The sequence below is a fragment of the Streptomyces zhaozhouensis genome (assembly GCF_900230195.1).
GTDB lineage: Bacteria > Actinomycetota > Actinomycetes > Streptomycetales > Streptomycetaceae > Streptomyces > Streptomyces zhaozhouensis.
On sequence record NZ_OCNE01000018.1, the window covers coordinates 15,678 to 32,901 of the forward strand.

16 protein-coding genes are annotated in these 17,224 nt (G+C 74.3%); 13 read left to right on the forward strand and 3 right to left on the reverse strand.

The window, feature by feature from the left end; all coding sequences use genetic code 11:
* Positions 1-46: 46 nt before the first annotated feature.
* Complete coding sequence (rpmB, locus tag CRP51_RS21835) at positions 47-232, reverse strand: 50S ribosomal protein L28 (RefSeq protein WP_097233003.1); 186 nt, start codon at positions 230-232, stop codon at positions 47-49.
* A 250-nt stretch (positions 233-482) separates the two neighbouring features.
* On the opposite strand from rpmB, the gene CRP51_RS21840 reads away from it, so the two are divergent.
* The 5 genes from CRP51_RS21840 (at position 483) to coaD (ending at position 6,467) form a co-directional block, all read left to right on the forward strand.
* Entirely contained in the window at positions 483-2,120 is a 1,638-nt protein-coding gene (locus CRP51_RS21840; RefSeq protein WP_097233004.1) for a DAK2 domain-containing protein, read from the forward strand.
* Positions 2,121-2,177: 57 nt separating this feature from the next.
* A complete protein-coding gene (gene recG, locus CRP51_RS21845) occupies positions 2,178-4,400 on the forward strand; it encodes an ATP-dependent DNA helicase RecG (RefSeq protein ID WP_097233005.1) in 2,223 nt (740 codons plus the stop codon).
* 170 nt (positions 4,401-4,570) lie between these two features.
* On the forward strand, positions 4,571-5,041 hold the full coding sequence (locus tag CRP51_RS21850; protein WP_097233006.1) for a DUF6227 family protein: 471 nt from the start codon (positions 4,571-4,573) through the stop codon (positions 5,039-5,041).
* A 302-nt stretch (positions 5,042-5,343) separates the two neighbouring features.
* Positions 5,344-5,955 (forward strand): 16S rRNA (guanine(966)-N(2))-methyltransferase RsmD, encoded by a 612-nt coding sequence (rsmD, locus tag CRP51_RS21855; protein ID WP_097233007.1) that lies wholly within the window; start codon positions 5,344-5,346, stop codon positions 5,953-5,955.
* 26 nt (positions 5,956-5,981) lie between these two features.
* A complete protein-coding gene (coaD, locus tag CRP51_RS21860; RefSeq protein ID WP_212615969.1) occupies positions 5,982-6,467 on the forward strand; it encodes a pantetheine-phosphate adenylyltransferase in 486 nt (161 codons plus the stop codon).
* 4 nt (positions 6,468-6,471) lie between these two features.
* On the opposite strand, the gene CRP51_RS21865 is transcribed toward coaD, so the two are convergent.
* Complete coding sequence (locus CRP51_RS21865; protein WP_141514642.1) at positions 6,472-7,536, reverse strand: hypothetical protein; 1,065 nt, start codon at positions 7,534-7,536, stop codon at positions 6,472-6,474.
* Positions 7,537-7,687: 151 nt separating this feature from the next.
* On the opposite strand from CRP51_RS21865, the gene CRP51_RS21870 reads away from it, so the two are divergent.
* The 5 genes from CRP51_RS21870 to mutM all read left to right on the forward strand — a co-directional run bounded on the left by CRP51_RS21870 (position 7,688) and on the right by mutM (position 11,527).
* A complete protein-coding gene (locus CRP51_RS21870; RefSeq protein WP_097233010.1) occupies positions 7,688-8,806 on the forward strand; it encodes a cell division initiation protein in 1,119 nt (372 codons plus the stop codon).
* 212 nt (positions 8,807-9,018) lie between these two features.
* Positions 9,019-9,630: a YceD family protein gene (locus tag CRP51_RS21875; RefSeq protein WP_097233011.1), complete on the forward strand. Its 612-nt coding sequence runs from the start codon at positions 9,019-9,021 to the stop codon at positions 9,628-9,630.
* 2 nt (positions 9,631-9,632) lie between these two features.
* Positions 9,633-9,806, forward strand: coding sequence for a 50S ribosomal protein L32 (rpmF, locus tag CRP51_RS21880; protein WP_097233012.1), 174 nt, complete (start codon positions 9,633-9,635; stop codon positions 9,804-9,806).
* Positions 9,807-9,825: 19 nt separating this feature from the next.
* Entirely contained in the window at positions 9,826-10,674 is an 849-nt protein-coding gene (gene rnc / locus CRP51_RS21885; RefSeq protein ID WP_097233013.1) for a ribonuclease III, read from the forward strand.
* Positions 10,667-11,527, forward strand: coding sequence for a bifunctional DNA-formamidopyrimidine glycosylase/DNA-(apurinic or apyrimidinic site) lyase (gene mutM / locus CRP51_RS21890; RefSeq protein ID WP_097233014.1), 861 nt, complete (start codon positions 10,667-10,669; stop codon positions 11,525-11,527). The genes rnc and mutM overlap by 8 nt, the downstream gene beginning before the upstream one ends.
* A 40-nt stretch (positions 11,528-11,567) precedes the next feature.
* Here the strand turns inward: mutM and CRP51_RS21895 are convergent, their stop codons facing one another.
* The gene (locus CRP51_RS21895; RefSeq protein WP_097233015.1) at positions 11,568-12,380 is read right to left on the reverse strand and encodes a CAP domain-containing protein; all 813 of its coding nucleotides are present in this window, start codon (positions 12,378-12,380) and stop codon (positions 11,568-11,570) included.
* A gap of 163 nt (positions 12,381-12,543) precedes the next feature.
* Here CRP51_RS21895 and CRP51_RS21900 point away from each other — a divergent pair, with 163 nt between their 5' ends.
* The 3 genes from CRP51_RS21900 (at position 12,544) to smc (ending at position 17,177) form a co-directional block, all read left to right on the forward strand.
* Positions 12,544-12,873: an acylphosphatase gene (locus CRP51_RS21900; protein ID WP_097233016.1), complete on the forward strand. Its 330-nt coding sequence runs from the start codon at positions 12,544-12,546 to the stop codon at positions 12,871-12,873.
* Between the two features lie 335 nt (positions 12,874-13,208).
* A complete protein-coding gene (locus tag CRP51_RS21905; protein ID WP_097233017.1) occupies positions 13,209-13,415 on the forward strand; it encodes a hypothetical protein in 207 nt (68 codons plus the stop codon).
* Between the two features lie 192 nt (positions 13,416-13,607).
* On the forward strand, positions 13,608-17,177 hold the full coding sequence (gene smc, locus CRP51_RS21910) for a chromosome segregation protein SMC (protein WP_097233018.1): 3,570 nt from the start codon (positions 13,608-13,610) through the stop codon (positions 17,175-17,177).
* The last annotated feature ends 47 nt before the right edge of the window (positions 17,178-17,224 follow it).

Here is a 17,224-nt window from a genome sequence, read left to right on the forward strand (position 1 = left end):
GGGGTGAGCCGGCTCAGGCGGCCGGAACGGCGCGTACGCCGAGAGGTCAGCGCGTGACCTTGCCAGCCTTGATGCACGAGGTGCAGACGTTCAGGCGCTTCGGCGTCCCACCGATCACCGTACGCACCCGCTGGATGTTGGGGTTCCAACGGCGGGGCGTGCGGCGGTGCGAGTGGGAGATGCTGTTGCCGAAGCCCGGCCCCTTGCCGCAGACATCGCAGTTGGCAGCCACGGGTCACTCCAAAGACGGGTCAGCCCCCACGACACGCGCGGGAGACCAAGAACTTACGAGGAAAGGTCGGGGCCGCTGGGGCCCCGGGTGCGCCCGACGTACTCCACAGGACATCAGGCAACCGGGGCAGCATACCCCGGGCGTTCCCGATGGGCGAAATCGCCCCCGGGGGGTGAAGCGGCCCCGGACCATGTCACCGGACCAGGGCATAAGCTGCACCCGCCGTTCACCCTAGCCCGGGAGGTTCCCCGTGCCGCAGCCGCTCGACGCCGGGGCGGTGAGTCGCTGGAGCCGGCTGGCCGTGCGCGCGCTGGGCGCGGCCCGCGAGGACATCGACGCCATCAACGTCTATCCCGTTCCCGACGGCGACACCGGCACCAACCTCTATCTGACGGTCGAGTCCGCCGCCCAGGCCGTGGCCGCCGCCGAGGCGGGCGGGCCCAGCCTCGGCGAGGCGGCGCGCGCGCTGGCGCACGGCGCGCTGATCGGCGCGCGCGGCAACTCGGGCACCATCCTCGCCCAGGTCCTGCGCGGGATGGCCGAGGTGCTGGCCGCCGGCCCCGAGCCCGCCACGGCCGCCACCCTGGCGGCGGCGCTCGGCCGGGGCGCGGCCTCGGCGCGGCAGGCCGTGGCACACCCCGTCGAGGGCACCATGCTGACCGTGGCCACCGCGGCCGCCGACGCGGCCGGGCGCGCGGCCGAGGCGCCGGCGGCCGCGCTGGCCGAGGTGCTGCGCGCGGCGCGCGACGCGGCGCGCGGCGCGCTGGCCGCGACGACGGCGCAGCTGCCGGCGCTGGCCGCCGCCGGCGTCGTCGACGCCGGTGCCACCGGACTGGTCACCGTGCTGGACGCGTTGGACGTCGCGCTCTTCGGCGGCCCGCCCGACGCCGTGCCCCGCCCGCGCCCGGTCCGCCCCGCCACCGCCGTGACGCGCGAGCCCGCCGACGTCGTGGCGGGCGGCGGCTGCGCGACGCCGGAGGGCGGGAGCGGCTTCGAGGTGACCTATCTGCTGGACGCCGAGGACGACGCCGTCGGGCCGCTGCGCGCCCGGCTCGACGCGCTGGGCGACTCCCTGGTGGTGGTCGGCGGGGACGGGCTGTGGCACGTCCATGTGCACACCGCGCAGGCCGGCCCCGCCGTGGAGGCCGGCATCGCCGCCGGCCGGCCGCACCGGGTGCGGATCACGGCGCTGCCGCCCGCCGACCCGTCGCCCGCCGAGCCTCCGGCGAGCGGGCGCGCGGTGGTGGCCGTCCTCCCGGGACCCGGGCTGGCCGGGCTCTGCGCCGAGGCGGGCGCGACCACCCTGACCGTGCGGCCGGGGGAGCTGCCGGGCGGGGCGGAGCTGGCCGCGGCGATCGCCGACACCAGGGCCCGCGAGGTGGTGCTGCTGCCCAACGACAAGGAGCTGTGGCACGCGGCGGCGGCCGCCGCCGAACGGGCCAGGACCGCCGGCGCCCGGGTCGCCGTCGTGCCGACCCGGTCCCCGGTGCAGGGCATCGCGGCGCTGGCCGTGCACGCTCCGGACCGGCGCTTCGACGAGGACGTCGTCGCGATGACGGCGGCGGCGGGCGCGACCAGGTTCGGCGAGGTCAGCGTGGCAGAACGCCAGGCGTGGACCATGGCGGGCGTCTGCCAGCGCGGTGACGTGCTGGGCCTGGTGGACGGCGACGTGGTGGTGATCGGCGGCGCACTCCCCGAGGTCGCCGCCCAGGTGCTGGAGCGGATGCTGGCCGGCGGCGGCGAACTGGTGACCCTGGTGCTCGGCGCGGGGGCGCCCGCCGGGCTCGCCGAGGGGCTGACCGAAGGGCTCCGGCAGGGGCACCTGGGCGTGGACACCGTGGTGTGCGCCGGCGCGCAGTCGGCGCCGCTGCTCATCGGCGTGGAGTGAGCGCGCCGGGGGCGCGTGGGGTGCGGGACGCCGCGAGTGTCAGTGCCATGGTGTGCAATGGGCACCGTGACCGCGCCGCACGATCCCCTCGCCTCCGTCGTCGGCGGCACCACCGCCAAGGTGATGGCCGCCCATCTCGACCTGCACACGGTCGGTGACCTGCTGCACCACTTCCCCCGCCGGTACGCCGAGCGCGGGGAGCTGACCTCGCTGGGCGCGCTGCCGCTGGACGAGCACGTCACCGTCGTCGCCGAGATCGCCGACACCCGCACCCGCCCGTTCAACAACGGCCGGGGCCTGCGCCTGGAGGTCACCCTCACCGACGGGCGCAGCAAGCTGCGGCTGGTCTTCTTCGGCCGGCGCGCCGTCCACCACCACGAGCGGGTGCTGCTGCCCGGCCGGCGCGGGATGTTCGCGGGCAAGGTCTCGCGCTTCCAGCGCGATCTTCAACTCTCCCATCCCGCCTACGAGTTGCTCGACGAGGGCAGCGAGGCGGCGGCCGTCGAGGAGTTCGCGGGCCGGCCGCTGCCGCTCTACCCGGCGTGCAAGCAGCTGGAGTCCTGGCGCATCTCCAAGGCCGTCGCGCTGCTCCTCGACTCGCTGGACGCCACCGGCTGGCGTGGCGTGAGCGACCCGCTGCCGGAGGCGCTGCGCCGGCGCCGCGCGCTGCTCCCGCTGCCCGAGGCGTTCGAGAAGGCCCACCGGCCCCGTACCCGCGCCGACATCGCCGACGCGCGCTCCCGGTTCAAGTGGGACGAGGCGTTCGTCCTCCAGGTCGCGCTGGCCCGCCGTCGGCGCTCGGGGGCCCAGCAGCCGGCCAGGCCGCGCGAGCCGGCGGCCGACGGGCTGCTGACGGCGTTCGACGCGCGGCTGCCGTTCGCGCTGACCGAGGGGCAGCGGCGGGTCAGCGAGGAGATCCTGACCGACCTCGCCGCCGAGCACCCGATGCACCGGCTCCTCCAGGGAGAGGTCGGCAGCGGCAAGACGATGGTCGCGCTGCGCGCCATGCTGGCCGTCGCGGACTCGGGCGGTCAGTCGGTGCTGCTGGCGCCCACCGAGGTGCTGGCCCAGCAGCACCACCGCTCGCTCACCGAGATGCTCGGTCCGCTCGCCGAGGGCGGGATGCTCGGCGGCGCCGAACGCTCCACCCGCGTCGGGCTGTTGACCGGTTCCATGGGTGCCAGGGCCCGCCGCCGCGCGCTGCTCGAAGCGGCCAGCGGGGAGGCCGGCATCGTGGTCGGCACCCACGCGCTGATCGAGGACGTCGTCACGTTCGCCGACCTCGGTCTGGTGGTCGTCGACGAGCAGCACAGGTTCGGCGTCCAGCAGCGGGACGCGCTGCGCGCCAAAGGCGAACGCCCCGCGCACCTGCTGGTGATGACGGCCACGCCGATCCCGCGCACGGTCGCCATGACCGTCTTCGGCGACCTGGAGACCTCCGTCCTCGACGAGCTGCCGCCCGGACGTTCGCCCATCGCCAGCCACCTGGTCCCCGCCAGGGACAAGCCGCACTTCCTCGCCCGCACCTGGGAGCGGGTCCGCGAGGAGGTCGCCGGCGGCCACCAGGTCTACGTGGTCTGCCCCAGGATCGGCGACGACGAGCCGGAGGCGCAGGGCCGGGGCGGCCAGGGGGAGCCGCCGGCCGAGGGCGAGGGCGCCGAGCGCCGCCCGCCGCTGGCCGTCCTCGACATCGCCGAGGAGCTGGCCGGCGGGCCGCTGCGCGGCCTGCGGGTCGCCGTGCTCCACGGACGGCTGGCCCCCGAGGCCAAGGACGAGGTGATGCGCCGCTTCGCCGGCGGCGAGGTCGACGTGCTGGTCGCCACCACCGTGATCGAGGTCGGGGTCAACGTCCCCAACGCCACCGTGATGGTGATCATGGACGCCGAGCGGTTCGGCGTCTCCCAGCTCCACCAACTGCGCGGCCGGGTCGGCCGGGGTTCGGCCCCCGGGCTGTGCCTGCTGGTCACCGAGGCCGCCGAGGGCGGCGCCGCCCGCGCGCGCCTGGAGGCGGTCGCCGCGACCACCGACGGCTTCGAGCTGTCCCGCATCGACCTGGAGCAGCGCCGGGAGGGCGACGTGCTCGGCCGGGCGCAGTCCGGCGGCCGCAGCAGCCTGCGGATGCTCTCCGTCATCGCCGACGAGGAGACCATCGCCGAGGCCCGTGACGAGGCCGCCGCGCTGGTCGCGGACGATCCCGAGCTGGAGTCGGCCCCCGCGCTCCGCACGGCGCTCGACGCGCTGCTCGACGCCGAGCGCGAGGAGTTCCTGGAAAAGGGCTGACGCGGTGAACTTCCGGTGTTCTCACGCGTGTTGGTGTTACCGGCGGGTTGGGGAAGTGGTCGACGACCGCTCGGTGTTGGTTTCGGTAAAACCCCCACCGGGGTCACGTTCGGCGGTCTACGGTGTGTGCCCCGCAGCGCCGTACCGCGCCGTACCGGGAGGAATTCCGCATGACCGAACAGCCAGCGGCCTCGGCCGACCCACGCCCGGGCGAAGCCCCGGAGCGCGGAGCGCCCTGGTCGTGGCCCGGCCCCTCGGGGCCGCCGGACGAGGCCTTCGTCCGGGCGCTGGCGGCCGAGGGCCGGCCGGACGGGCGCCGCGCCTACCCGGGCCGGGACGCCGCCGACCACGCGCGGCGGCTGCTGCGCCGCGCCGTCAACGAGGACCGGCCGGGCGACGACAGCAGACTGCTGCTCGCCATGGCCGTGGGGTACGACATCGTCCGCCTCGCCGAGCCCCGCTCGGGCGCGCGCGGGCGGGGCTGGTGCTCGCTCTACGAGCACGCGTTCCTGCTCCCCGACGGTGGCGAGGCCTGCCTCTACGAGCTGGAGCACGACCTCACCCCGGACCGGCGGCTGGTCTGCGAGGTCTACGCCGACGAGGCCAGCGCGACCCGCGCCTGGCGCCTGCGCGGCGTCTGAGTGGATGGGGGACGCGGGCGCCCGCGCGGTGCGGCCTTTCGCGGGGTGGGACGTCGGGGGCGCGGGGAACCGCGCGGGTCGGCGGTGGCGGGCCGTGGTCGACCACTCGTCCGGGCGGCCCCGTTCGGTTGTCGTCCTCGGTCCGGTGGACGGTTGTTCGCGCAGTTCCCCGCGCCCCCGGGTGGGTGGTGCGTTGCCGTGGGTCGGAGAGCATCGCACCCGGCCCCTCGGGTGGCGGCGGCAGCCGTATAGCGTGGGGGCAGCCCGACGACGGACGACGACACCGCTGTGAGGACCCTGGAATGACCCGCGTGATCGCCGGGGCGGCCGGCGGCCGGCGGCTCGCCGTGCCGCCGGGCCGGGGGACCAGGCCGACGTCCGACCGGGCGCGCGAGGGCCTCTTCGCCACCTGGGGCTCGCTCTACGGCCCGTTGGACGGCACCCGGGTCCTCGACCTGTACGCGGGCTCGGGAGCCGTCGGCCTCGAAGCGCTCTCCCGTGGGGCCGCCCACGCCCTGCTGGTCGAGCGTGACCCGAAGGCCGTCGCCACCATCCAGGCCAACATTCGTGCCCTCGGACTGCCCGGCGCCGAGGCCCGTTCGGCCCGCGCCGAGCGGGTCGTGACCGCCGCCCCGGCGGCGCCCTACGACCTCGTGTTCCTCGATCCGCCGTACGCCGTGACCGACGCCGAACTGGCGCGTATTCTCGGCGACCTGCGGGACGCCGGCTGGCTGGCCGACGGCGCGCTCGTCACCGTGGAGCGGGCCACGAGAGGCGGCGAGTTCGGCTGGCCCACGGGGTTCGCCGGCCTGCGTTCCCGGCGGTACGGGGAGGGCACACTCTGGTACGGCGGGTTCGATCCCGACGCCGTCCACGACACCGACGACGCCACCGAAGAAGGTGACCGGCCCTGACCGGCCGGCCGAGCGAGGAGAGTCCGTTGCGCCGCGCAGTTTGTCCGGGGTCCTTCGACCCCATCACCCTTGGCCACCTCGACATCGTGGCCCGGGCTTCCCAGATGTACGACGTGGTCCACATCGCGGTGATGATCAACAAGTCGAAGCAGGGGCTCTTCAGCGTCGACGAACGCATCGCGCTCATCGAGGAGTCGGTCGCCGACCACGGCAACATCAAGGTCGAGGCGTTCCACGGCCTGCTGGTCGACTACTGCGAGCAGCGCGACATCCAGGCCATCGTCAAGGGGCTGCGCGCGGTCAGCGACTTCGACTACGAGCTCCAGATGGCGCAGATGAACCACGGGCTCTCCGGCGTGGAGACGCTGTTCATGCCCACCAACCCCACCTACAGCTTTCTCTCCTCCAGCCTCGTCAAGGAGGTCGCCACCTGGGGCGGCGACGTCTCCCACCTGGTGCCCGAGCCCGTCCTGCGCGAACTGCGCCGCAAGCTCGAACGCCCCGCCGGGTAGGGCGTCAGCACAGCCCGGAGAGTTCCAGCGCGGCGGCCTCGTCGCCGTTCACCAGCAGCAGGGTGACCCGACCTTCGCCGTCCGACAGGCCGGCGCGGGCGCCCAGCGGGGCGCCGCCCATCCGGCCGAGCACGAGATCCGTCAACTCCTCCAGCAGGTGGACCGCGAGCCGGAAGTCCGGCTCCTCCACCAGCTCCTCCGGCCACCCGCCGCCCTCGTCCTCCCCCTCCGCGAGGCCGAGGAGCAGCACGCGGGGCAGCCAGGACCGCAGCCGCGCCGTCGGGAAGGCGGCGAAGTCCCCCTCCCCGTGCCCGTTGCCGCCCGGGAGCCCCGCGTACCAGTGCGCCGCCCCGGCGAGCGGCCCGTCGGCGTTCCCGCCGAGCCGGCCGTGCCGCAGGCGGATGCCGACGGAGTCGTTGTTGTCCACCATGAGCAACGAGTCGAGCACCGTCAGCACGCACGCGATCCGGGCGCGCAGCGCCCCCTCGGCGCCGTCGTCCGCGAGGACCGGCGGCCGGCCGGTCTCGGGCGCGGGGCGCAGCGTGAGGCGCAACGTGGCCCCGTCGAGATCCCGGCGCAGCAGATGGAGCGCGCCGTCCTCGCCCGTCGTCAGCCGGAGCACGTCGGCGAACTCGTCGACCAGTCGGTGGGCCAGCCGGCGCACCAGCAGCCCGGCGCGCCCGTCCGGCGCGCCGACGCACTCCCGCAGCAGCGCCTCGACTTCCCCCGCCGCCTCCTCGGGCGTGCGGGTCGCCCGGGAGGCGGTGCCCGGCCCGGGGGAGACCCGGCCGAGCAGCGACTCGACCCGGGTGATCCCGACGAGACCGGCGGCCTCCCCGATCTCCTCCGGCGCCGGCGGCTCGGACCACCGCCGTTCCCCGCGCGGAACGGTCCGTCCCGGCAGCAGCTCCCACGTCCAGCCCGGCGCCCCGGGCGGGGCCCATGCGGCCAGCAGCCATGTGGCGGCGATCACCCGCCAGTGGTCGGGCGTCGGGCTCCGCCCCTCGCCCCAGTCGACGGGGGAGGGCTGCGGGGGCCAGGCGTTCACGTAGCTCGTGGTCTGGGACAACACGGTTTCTCCGACGGGCGGTTGGTGTGCCGCGCCGACCCTACCGAGTCCCGGGGACCGCCCCCCGCGCGCGTCCCTGCGCCCCCCGCGCGACCGGCCCGGGGCGTGGACGGCTCCCCCGGGAGACCGAGTTGGCCGTACAGTCGCTTCCGTGGACGTACAGCGGAAACTCGACGAGATCGTCGACACGGTGAGCAACGCCCGGGGAATGCCCATGTCGGCCTCGTGCGTCGTCAACCGGTCCGATCTGCTCACCGGCCTCGAAGAGGTGCGCGACGCGCTCCCCGGTTCCCTCGCCCAGGCGAGTCAGGTGCTCGGCGACCGCGAACAGGTCGTGGCCGACGCGCGGGAGGAGGCCAGCCGGGTCGTGGAGGCCGCGCGGGCCGAACGGGCCGCGCTGGTCGAGCACACCGAGGTCGTCCAGCAGGCCCAGGCGGACGCCGCCCGCATCCTGGCGGAGGCGCGCGCCGAGGCCGCCGAGATCAAGGCCGAGGCAGACGACTACGTGGACAGCAAACTGGCCAACTTCGAGGTCGTCCTCGGCAAGACCATCGGCTCCGTCGACCGGGGCCGCACCAAGCTGCTGGGGCCGGACCGGGGCAGCCCCGAGGAGCTGTTGAGCCAGGCCGACTCCTATGTCGAGGCGCAGTTCGGCGCGATCGAGGCAGTGCTGCGCAAGACGTTGGAGGCCGTCGGCCGGGGGCGCCAGAAGCTCACCGGGCACCGGCCCATCGACGAGTTGGCCGAGCACGTCGCGGCCCAGGAGGCCGCCGAGGGCGGTCAGCGCCCCGGTTTCTACGGGCAGAACGGGGCCGAGCAGGACACCTACGAGTATCTGGGCGTCTCCCCTTCCCAGCCGGTCGACGCCGCCCCGGCCTCCCCACCGGCCCCGCAGGCACCCGCGGCACCGCCGGAGGTGGCCCCCGTTCCCCAGCAGGCCCAGCATCCGCAGCAGCAGCCGTACGCCCCCACCGCCGGCTACCAGCCGGGCGGCTACGGCGCCGAGGGGTACGCCCCCGAGGGGTACGACCAGGGGGGCGGCTATCCGCAGGGCGGGTACGGGCAGGACCCCTACGCGCAGCAGCAGCCCTACGCGGGCGGTTACGGCGCGGACGGCTACGACTACGCTCAGCAGCAGGCCGCCCCTCAGGTGCCGGGGCAACAGGGCTACGGCTACCAGGGGCAGGGCGTGCTCGACGAGACCAGCCTCTTCGACACCGGCATGATCGACGCCGAGCAGCTCCGCAACTACCAGCACGGCCAGTCCTGATCCGATCCCGCCGCCGCGGCCGGGGTCGCATGGGCGGGATTGGGAGCTGAGGTGACCGTGTCGTATGCTGGCCCTTCGGTTGTGAACACCTTCGGTGGTCACTGCTGCCCGTAAGGCTCCGACATTCCGGAGCCGACACGCGCGGTCACCCGCAGCCCCTCGCGAGAAAGCAGAACGCCCTGAACGCCCCGCTGGACCACCGAGCCCCTCTCGTGTTCGACACACGCGAGCTGGGTCGGCGACCCGGTGCGCTCAAGCGCCTGTCGCGGGAGGTGCCGGCCCCCGGCAGCCTCGGAGTCGAGGTCATCCGGGTGCCCGAGGGCGCTCCGTTGGAGCTCGACCTGCGTCTGGAGTCGGTGATGGAGGGTGTGCTGGTCACCGGCACCGTCCGTTTCCCGCTGGCGGGGGAGTGCGTGCGGTGCCTGGAGCCGCTGACCCGCGAGGGCACGGCGGAGTTCCAGGAGTTGTTCTCCTATCCGGACTCGGAGTTCTCGGCCCGCTTCGCGGACACCGAGGACGAGGAGGCGGACGAGGAGAGGCTGTTCCTCCAGAACGACCTGATCGATCTGGAGCCGGTGCTGCGGGACGCGGTCGTGCTGGCCCTGCCGCTGCGACCGACCTGCCGGGAGGACTGCCCGGGTCTGTGCCCCGACTGTGGGGCGCGGCTCGCGGAGGACCCCGAGCACCAGCACGACGAGCCCATCGACATCCGATGGGCGGCTCTGCGGGAGTTCGCCGAGGCCGGTGCCTCGGAGGAGCCCGCCGGGTCCGACAAACAAGCGAAGGCTCCCCGCTCGCGCGGGGACGAACCACAGGAGAAGTAGCCGTGGCTGTTCCGAAGCGGAAGATGTCGCGCAGCAACACGCGTCACCGTCGGTCGCAGTGGAAGGCCACTGCCCCGAACCTGGTGCGTTGCGAGCGCTGCCAGGAGCCGAGGCTCCAGCACATCGCGTGCTCCAACTGCGGTACCTACAACCGTCGTCAGGTTCTCGACGTCTGATCGGCGGGTGACAGGCGTCATGGCACACGCCAGGAGGTCTCAACCGCGGCCCCGGGCGGCGGACGTCGCCGCGTCTCTCGCGACGCTGGAAGGGCGGCTCGGCTATCAGCTGGAGCCCGCCCTTCTGGTGCGTGCCCTGACCCACCGCAGCTACGCCTACGAGCACGGTGGCCTGCCCACCAACGAGCGCCTGGAGTTCCTCGGCGACTCGGTGCTCGGCCTGGTGGTCACCGACACGCTCTACCGTCGTCATCCCGACCTCGCCGAGGGCCAGTTGGCCAAGCTGCGGGCCGCCGTCGTGCAGGCCAGGGCGCTGGCCGAGGTGGCGCGGGGGCTCGACCTGGGCGCCTTCGTGCGCCTCGGGCGCGGCGAGGAGGGCACCGGGGGCCGCGACAAGGCGTCGATCCTCGCCGACACGCTGGAAGCGGTGATCGGCGCGGTCTATCTGGACCAGGGACTCGACGCCGCCGACGAGTTGGTGCACCGGCTCTTCGACCCGGTGATCGAACGTTCCTCCAATCTCGGAGCCGGCCTGGACTGGAAGACCAGCCTCCAGGAGCTGAGCGCGGCCGAGGGCCTCGGCGTGCCCGAGTACGTGATCGGTGAGAGCGGTCCCGACCACGAGAAGACCTTCACCGCCGCCGCCCGGGTCGGTGGCCAGACCTACGGCACCGGCACCGGCCGCAGCAAGAAGGAGGCGGAGCAGCAGGCCGCCGAGACGGCCTGGCGCGCCATCCGCGCCTCCCTGGATGCCGCCCGCGAGGCGGAGGCCGAGGCGGCGGCCCGCGCCGAGGCGGCGGAAGAGGCCGCGGCCGGCGACGGGGAGAACGCCAGGGACACCGCTGCCGGCGGGACGTCCGTTGCCTGAGCTTCCCGAGGTCGAGGTCGTCCGCCGTGGCCTGGACCGCTGGATCAGCGGCCGCACCGTCGCCGACACCGAGGTGCTGCACCCGCGCGCCGTCCGCCGCCACCTCGCCGGGGCGGAGGACTTCGCCGCGCGGCTGCGCGGCCTCCCGGTCGCCGCGCCGCGCCGCCGGGGCAAGTACCTGTGGCTTCCCGTCGGGGACGACCTCGCGCTGCTGGCCCATCTCGGCATGAGCGGACAGCTGCTGGTGCAGCCCGACCGCGCGCCGGACGAGAAGCACCTGCGGGTGCGCGTCACCTTCGCCGACGCGGCCGGCGGCGAGCTGCGCTTCGTCGACCAGCGGACCTTCGGCGGCCTCTCGCTCCACCCGGTGCTCGCCGACGGCCTGCCCGACGTCATCGGGCACATCGCCCGCGACCCGCTGGACCCCGACTTCGACGAGGACGCGTTCCACGCCGCGCTGCGTCGCAAGCGCACCACCGTCAAGCGGGCGCTGCTCGACCAGTCGCTGATCAGCGGGGTCGGCAACATCTACGCCGACGAGGCGCTCTGGCGCACCCGGCTGCACTACGAACGCCCCACCGCGACGCTCACCCGCCCGACCACCGAGCGGCTGGTGGCCCACGTCCGCGAGGTGATGCACCAGGCACTCGCGGCCGGCGGCACGAGCTTCGACAGCCTGTACGTCAACGTCAACGGCCAGTCGGGGTACTTCGAGCGCGCGTTGGACGCCTACGGTCGTGAGGGACTGCCGTGCCGGCGCTGCGCGACGCCGATGCGGCGCAGCCCGTGGATGAACCGTTCCAGTTACCACTGCCCCAGCTGCCAGCGCCCGCCCCGGGCGCCGCGCGGCTGACGGAGCGGCACCCCCCGGGGGCGCGGCCCGGCCGGGCGCCTCAGAAGCCGAAGGTCTGGGTCCACCAGGGGCCGCCGCCGTCGGCGAAGTGGGCGCCGAGGCCCATCGTGGTGAAGTCGCAGTTGAGGATGTTGGCGCGGTGCCCCTCGCTGTTCATCCAGGAGTCCATGACGGACCGCGCGTTCTGCTGGCCCATGGCTATGTTCTCGCCGCCCATGTTCGATATGCCCGCCTCGGCGGCGCGGTCCCAGGGGGTCCTGCCGTCCGGGTCGGTGTGGTCGAAGTAGCCGCGTTCCGCCATGTCCCTGCTGTGTGCCAGGGCGACGTTGGTCAGCCCGGCGTCCAGCCGCAGCGGCTGGCAACCGGACTGGCCGCGCGCCTCGTTGACCAGGCGCAGTACCGCCTCGGCCTCCCTGACCTCGGGGGACGTCGGCTCATCCGAGGGCTCGTCCTCGGTGGGGGGCGGGGCGCTGGCCTCCGGCTCCGGCTCGGGGACCGACCTCGGCCGTTCGGTCTCCTCCGGGGTGGGCTCCGGCTCCTCGGTGGTCTCCTCGGGCTCCGGCTCCTCGCTCGGGGTCTCCTCCGCCGACTCGGTCTCCTCGGCGGTCGGTTCCTCCGACTCGCGCTCGGCGCTCCGGCTCGGCCGGGGCTCCTCGCGCTCCAGCGTCTCCGAGGCGAGGGGGGCGTCCGCGCCGTCGCCCGAGGCGTCGGTCCTGGTGTCCTCGCCCGTGAAGTGCTGCGTCAGGCCGGGCATCAGACCGCTCCCCACGGCCACCGCGCCCACGGTGAGCGCGGCGGAGGCACCGATGAGTCCGGTACGCGCGTACCCCCGCCTGCGACGATGACGTCCCATGCGTGGACCCTCCTCGTGTCGTCCAGTTGGCGATCTGGTGGCTCATCGTCCCCTTATGCACGAGATTTTCACTCGAACGGGCGATGCTTCATCGCGTGACTGTACGGCATGGGGTGGTAGGCGGAAGGGTCGCGAAAGCAAAAGAGCGGATAGCGTGCGTCACATGCCGCACACGCCTTTCCCGCCCGCACACCACCGCTCCGCCGAAGTGCCGGAGGAGGGCGCGCGGTTGACCGTCTGGGTGCGCGGGACCGTGCAGGGCGTGGGGTTCCGCTGGTTCACCAGGGCGCGGGCGCTGGAGATCGGGGAGCTGGCGGGGTTCGCCTCGAACCTCTCGGACGGCCGGGTCCAGGTCGTCGCCGAGGGCGCGCGGGGGCGCTGCGAGAAGCTGCTCGCGTGGCTGCGCTCCGGGGACACGCCCGGCCGGGTGGCGGGTGTAACCGAGATATGGGACACACCGCGCGGGGGGTACGAGGGGTTTGACATCCGCTGAGCGGCCCCCCGCGAAGCGGGCGCGAATATGCCCCAAACTGCTTGCCATCCCCGTTGCGACGTGCAAGGCTTCCTGATCAGTGACTCTCGGCGCGCCCGCTCTCTCCGACGAAGATGACGCGGGGCGCCCTCCCCGGCGAGGCCCTGCGGCCGTGGCGCGCTGGGCGATACGCGGTGTGATCGTGTTGACCGTCCCACTTTTTGGTGAGACGCTGAAAGTCCCGCGCGGTTCTGTCGGCTGGCCCTGGAACACCAGGCAGAGCGCCTGTCGCGGCAGTTATCCCTCACGACCCACCACGACTTCGGTCGGTCACTCAGTGTGGAGGACCATCCATCATGGCAAAGGCGCTTCTCGGTCACGTCGGCGGTTTCGACCCCCGAGTCCTCGCCGAGATGCGACGGCTTCAGCAGCGCGTCCAAGACCTGGAGACCCAGCTGGTAAGGGTCCAGGCGGAGAACGACGCGCTGGCCGCCGCCGCTCGGCAGAGCGACCCGATGCTTGACGGCATCGACGTGCGCAAGGCGGAGCCCGCCCTGACCTGACCTCGACGAAGAGGTCGGCGCAGGCGTACCGCCTGATTACCTTATGCGAGGGACGCTTCGGCGTCCCTTCGTCATTTTCGTGACGTAGTGAGTACGGGCGTTGACCCATGGCTGGCTTACTCACTGATCTGCCCCCCATCCTCCGCGTCGAAACGGCGAATCCCCGAAGAGCGGCCGGTAAAGTCCGACGGCGTGCACCTCAAGAGTCTGACCCTGCGGGGGTTCAAGTCCTTCGCCTCGGCCACGACGCTGCGCTTCGAGCCCGGCATCACGTGCGTCGTGGGTCCCAACGGCTCGGGCAAGTCGAACGTCGTCGACGCCCTCTCCTGGGTCATGGGGGAGCAGGGCGCCAAGTCGCTGCGCGGCGGCAAGATGGAGGACGTCATCTTCGCCGGTACCACGGGCCGCCCGCCGCTGGGCCGCGCCGAGGTCTCCCTCACCATCGACAACGCCGACGGCGCGCTGCCGATCGAGTACGCCGAGGTGACGATCACCCGGACGATGTTCCGCAACGGCGGCAGCGAGTACCAGATCAACGGCGACACCTGCCGGCTGCTCGACGTCCAGGAGCTGCTCTCCGACTCCGGCATCGGCAGGGAGATGCACGTCATCGTCGGCCAGGGCCAGCTCGACTCGGTGCTGCACGCCGACCCGGCCGGCCGGCGGGCGTTCATCGAGGAGGCGGCGGGCGTCCTCAAGCACCGCAAGCGCAAGGAGAAGGCGCTGCGCAAGCTGGACGCGATGCAGGCCAACCTGGCGCGGGTGCAGGACCTCACCGACGAGCTGCGGCGTCAGCTCAAGCCCCTCGGCAGGCAGGCCGCCGTCGCCCGCAGGGCCGCCGTGATCCAGGCCGACCTGCGCGACTCCCGACTGCGGCTGCTCGCCGACGACCTGGTCACCCTGCGCGGCGCGCTGCGGGCCGAGGTGGCCGACGAGGCCGCGCTCAAGGAGCGCAAGGAGGCGGCCGAGGAGCGCCTCAAGGGCGCGTTGCGCAGGGAGAACGAGCTGGAGCAGGAGGTCCGCACCCTGGTACCGAGGGTGGCCCGCGCCCAGGAGACCTGGTACCAGCTCTCCCAGCTCGCCGAACGCGTCAGGGGCACCGTCAACCTGGCGGACGCCCGGGTCAACAGCGCCCGTTCCCAGCCGGCCGAGGAGCGCAGGGGACGCGAGCCGGAGGAGCTGGAGCGCGAGGCGGCCAGGGTCAGGGAGCAGGAGGCCGAGCTGACCGCCGCGCTGGAGGCCGCCGGGGTCGCGTTGGAGGACACGGTCGCGCACCGCGCGGAGCTGGAGCGCGCGCTGGCCGACGAGGAGCGGAGGCTGAAGGACGAGGCCCGCGCGCTCGCCGACCGGCGGGAGGGTCTGGCCCGGCTGCACGCGCAGGCCAACGGCGCGCGCGGCCGCGCGGCCTCGGCAGGGGCCGACCGCGAGCGGCTCACCGCGAGCCGGGACGAGGCGCTGCTGCGCGCCACCGAGGCGCGCGAGGCGTACGAGGCGCTGCGCGCGGAGGTCGAGGGCAGGGAGGCCGACGACGGCGAGCTGGCCGAGGCGCACGAGCGGGCGAAGGACGAACTGGACGACGCGGAGACCGCGTTGTCGGCCGCGCGGGAGCGGCTGACCGGGGTGGAACGGGAGCGCGCCGCCGTCGAGGCGCGGCGCGAGGCGCTGGCGCTCGGGCTGCGCCGCAAGGACGGGACGGGCGCGCTGCTGGGCGCGGGCGAGGAGCTGGCCGGCGTGCTCGGCCCCGCGGCCGAGCTGCTGACCGTCACCCCCGGATACGAGGTGCAGGTGGCGGCGGCGCTCGGCGCCGCGGCCGAGTCGGTGGCGGTCGCGGGGCCGGCCGAGGCGGTCGAGGCGCTGCGGCTGCTGCGCAAGCGGGACGCCGGGCGGGCGGCGCTGCTGGTCGGCGGCCCGGCGGCGGACGACCACGGCGCGCCCGCCGCCGAGCCGGCGCCCGCGCCGTGGTGCTGGGCGGTCGACCTGGTGCGGGGCCCGGCCGCCCTGCTGCCGGCGGTGCGGGCGCTGCTGCGGGACGTGGTGGTGGTCGACACCCTGGACGACGCGCTGAGGGTCGTGCAGGCGCGGCCGGGCGCCACGGCCGTCACGGGGGAGGGCGACGTGCTCTCCCGGCGGCTGGCGGGTGGCGGTTCCGCGGGCGCCCCCAGCCTGTTGGAGGTGCGGGCCTCCGTAGACGAGGCGACGGCCGAACGGGAGCGGCTGACCGCGCTGGCCGCCGAGTTGACCGAGGCGCGGGACGCCGCGACCGAGCGGCGCCGCGCGGCGCGGGCCGCCGTGGACGAGCTGGCCGGGCGGCGCAGCGCGGCCGAGCGGGAGCGTTCCCGCGTGGCGCAGGACCTCGGTCGGCTGGGCGGGCAGGCCAGGGCGGCGGCGGGCGAGGCCGAACGGGCCGAGGCGGCCGTCGAGCGGGCCGGCGAGGAGTGGGCCAGGGCCGTCGAGCAGGCGGAGGAGCTGGCGGAGCGGCTGGCGGTCGCGGAGGAGGCGAGCGAGACCGTCGAGGACCCGGACACCTCGGCGCGCGACCGGCTGGCGGCCGACGGTGCCAACGCCCGGCAGACCGAGATGGAGGCCAGGCTCCAGGTCCGCACCCACGAGGAGCGGGTGCGCGGCCTGTCGGGGCGGGCCGATGGGCTGGACCGCGCGGCGCGCGCCGAACGCGAGGCGCGGGCGCGGGCCGAGCGGCGGAAGGCCAGGGCCCGGCACGAGAGCGAGGTGGCGGGCGCGGTGGCCGACGGCTCCCGCCAGTTGCTGGCGCATGTGGAGGCGTCGCTGGCCCGCGCGGAGACGGAACGCGCGGCCGCCGAGGCGGCCAGGGCGGAACGCGACCGGGCCCTGGACCGGGAGCGGGCCGCCGGCCGGGAGCTGAAGGAGGAGCTGGACAAGCTCACCGACTCGGTCCACCGGGGTGAGGTGCTGGGCGCCGAGAAGCGGCTGCGCATCGAGCAGTTGGAGACCAGGGCGCTGGAGGAGCTGGGCATCGAGCCGGCCGGGCTGGTCGCCGAGTACGGGCCGGACCAGCCGGTGCCGCCCTCCCCGCCGGCCGACGGCGAGGAGCTGCCGCAGGACCCGGAGCACCCGCGCAACCAGCCCGTTCCGTTCGTCCGCGCCGAGCAGGAGAAGCGGCTGCGGGCGGCCGAGCGCGCCTACAAGCAGCTGGGCAAGGTGAACCCGCTGGCGCTTGAGGAGTTCGCGGCGCTGGAGGAGCGGCACCAGTTCCTCAGCGAGCAGTTGGAGGACCTGAAGAAGACGCGGGCGGATCTGTTGCAGATGGTGAAGGAGGTGGACGAGCGGGTGGAGCAGGTCTTCACCGCCGCCTACCACGACACCGCGCGGGAGTTCGAGGGCGTCTTCAGCCGGCTCTTCCCCGGGGGCGAGGGGCGGCTGGTGCTGACCGACCCGGACTCGATGCTGACCACCGGCGTGGAGGTGGAGGCCAGGCCGCCGGGCAAGAAGGTCAAGCGGCTGTCGCTGCTCTCCGGCGGTGAGCGTTCGCTGACCGCCGTCGCCCTGCTGGTCTCGATCTTCAAGGCGCGGCCCAGCCCGTTCTACGTGATGGACGAGGTGGAGGCCGCGCTCGACGACACCAACCTCCAGCGGCTGATCCGGATCATGCGGGAGCTGAAGGACAGCTCCCAACTGATCGTGATCACCCACCAGAAGCGCACGATGGAGGTCGCCGACGCGCTGTACGGCGTCTCCATGCAGGGCGACGGGGTCTCCAAGGTCATCAGCCAGCGCCTGTCCTGAGACCGCGGCCGCCGCCGAAGCCACCGCCTGCCGCCGACGGGCGGGGA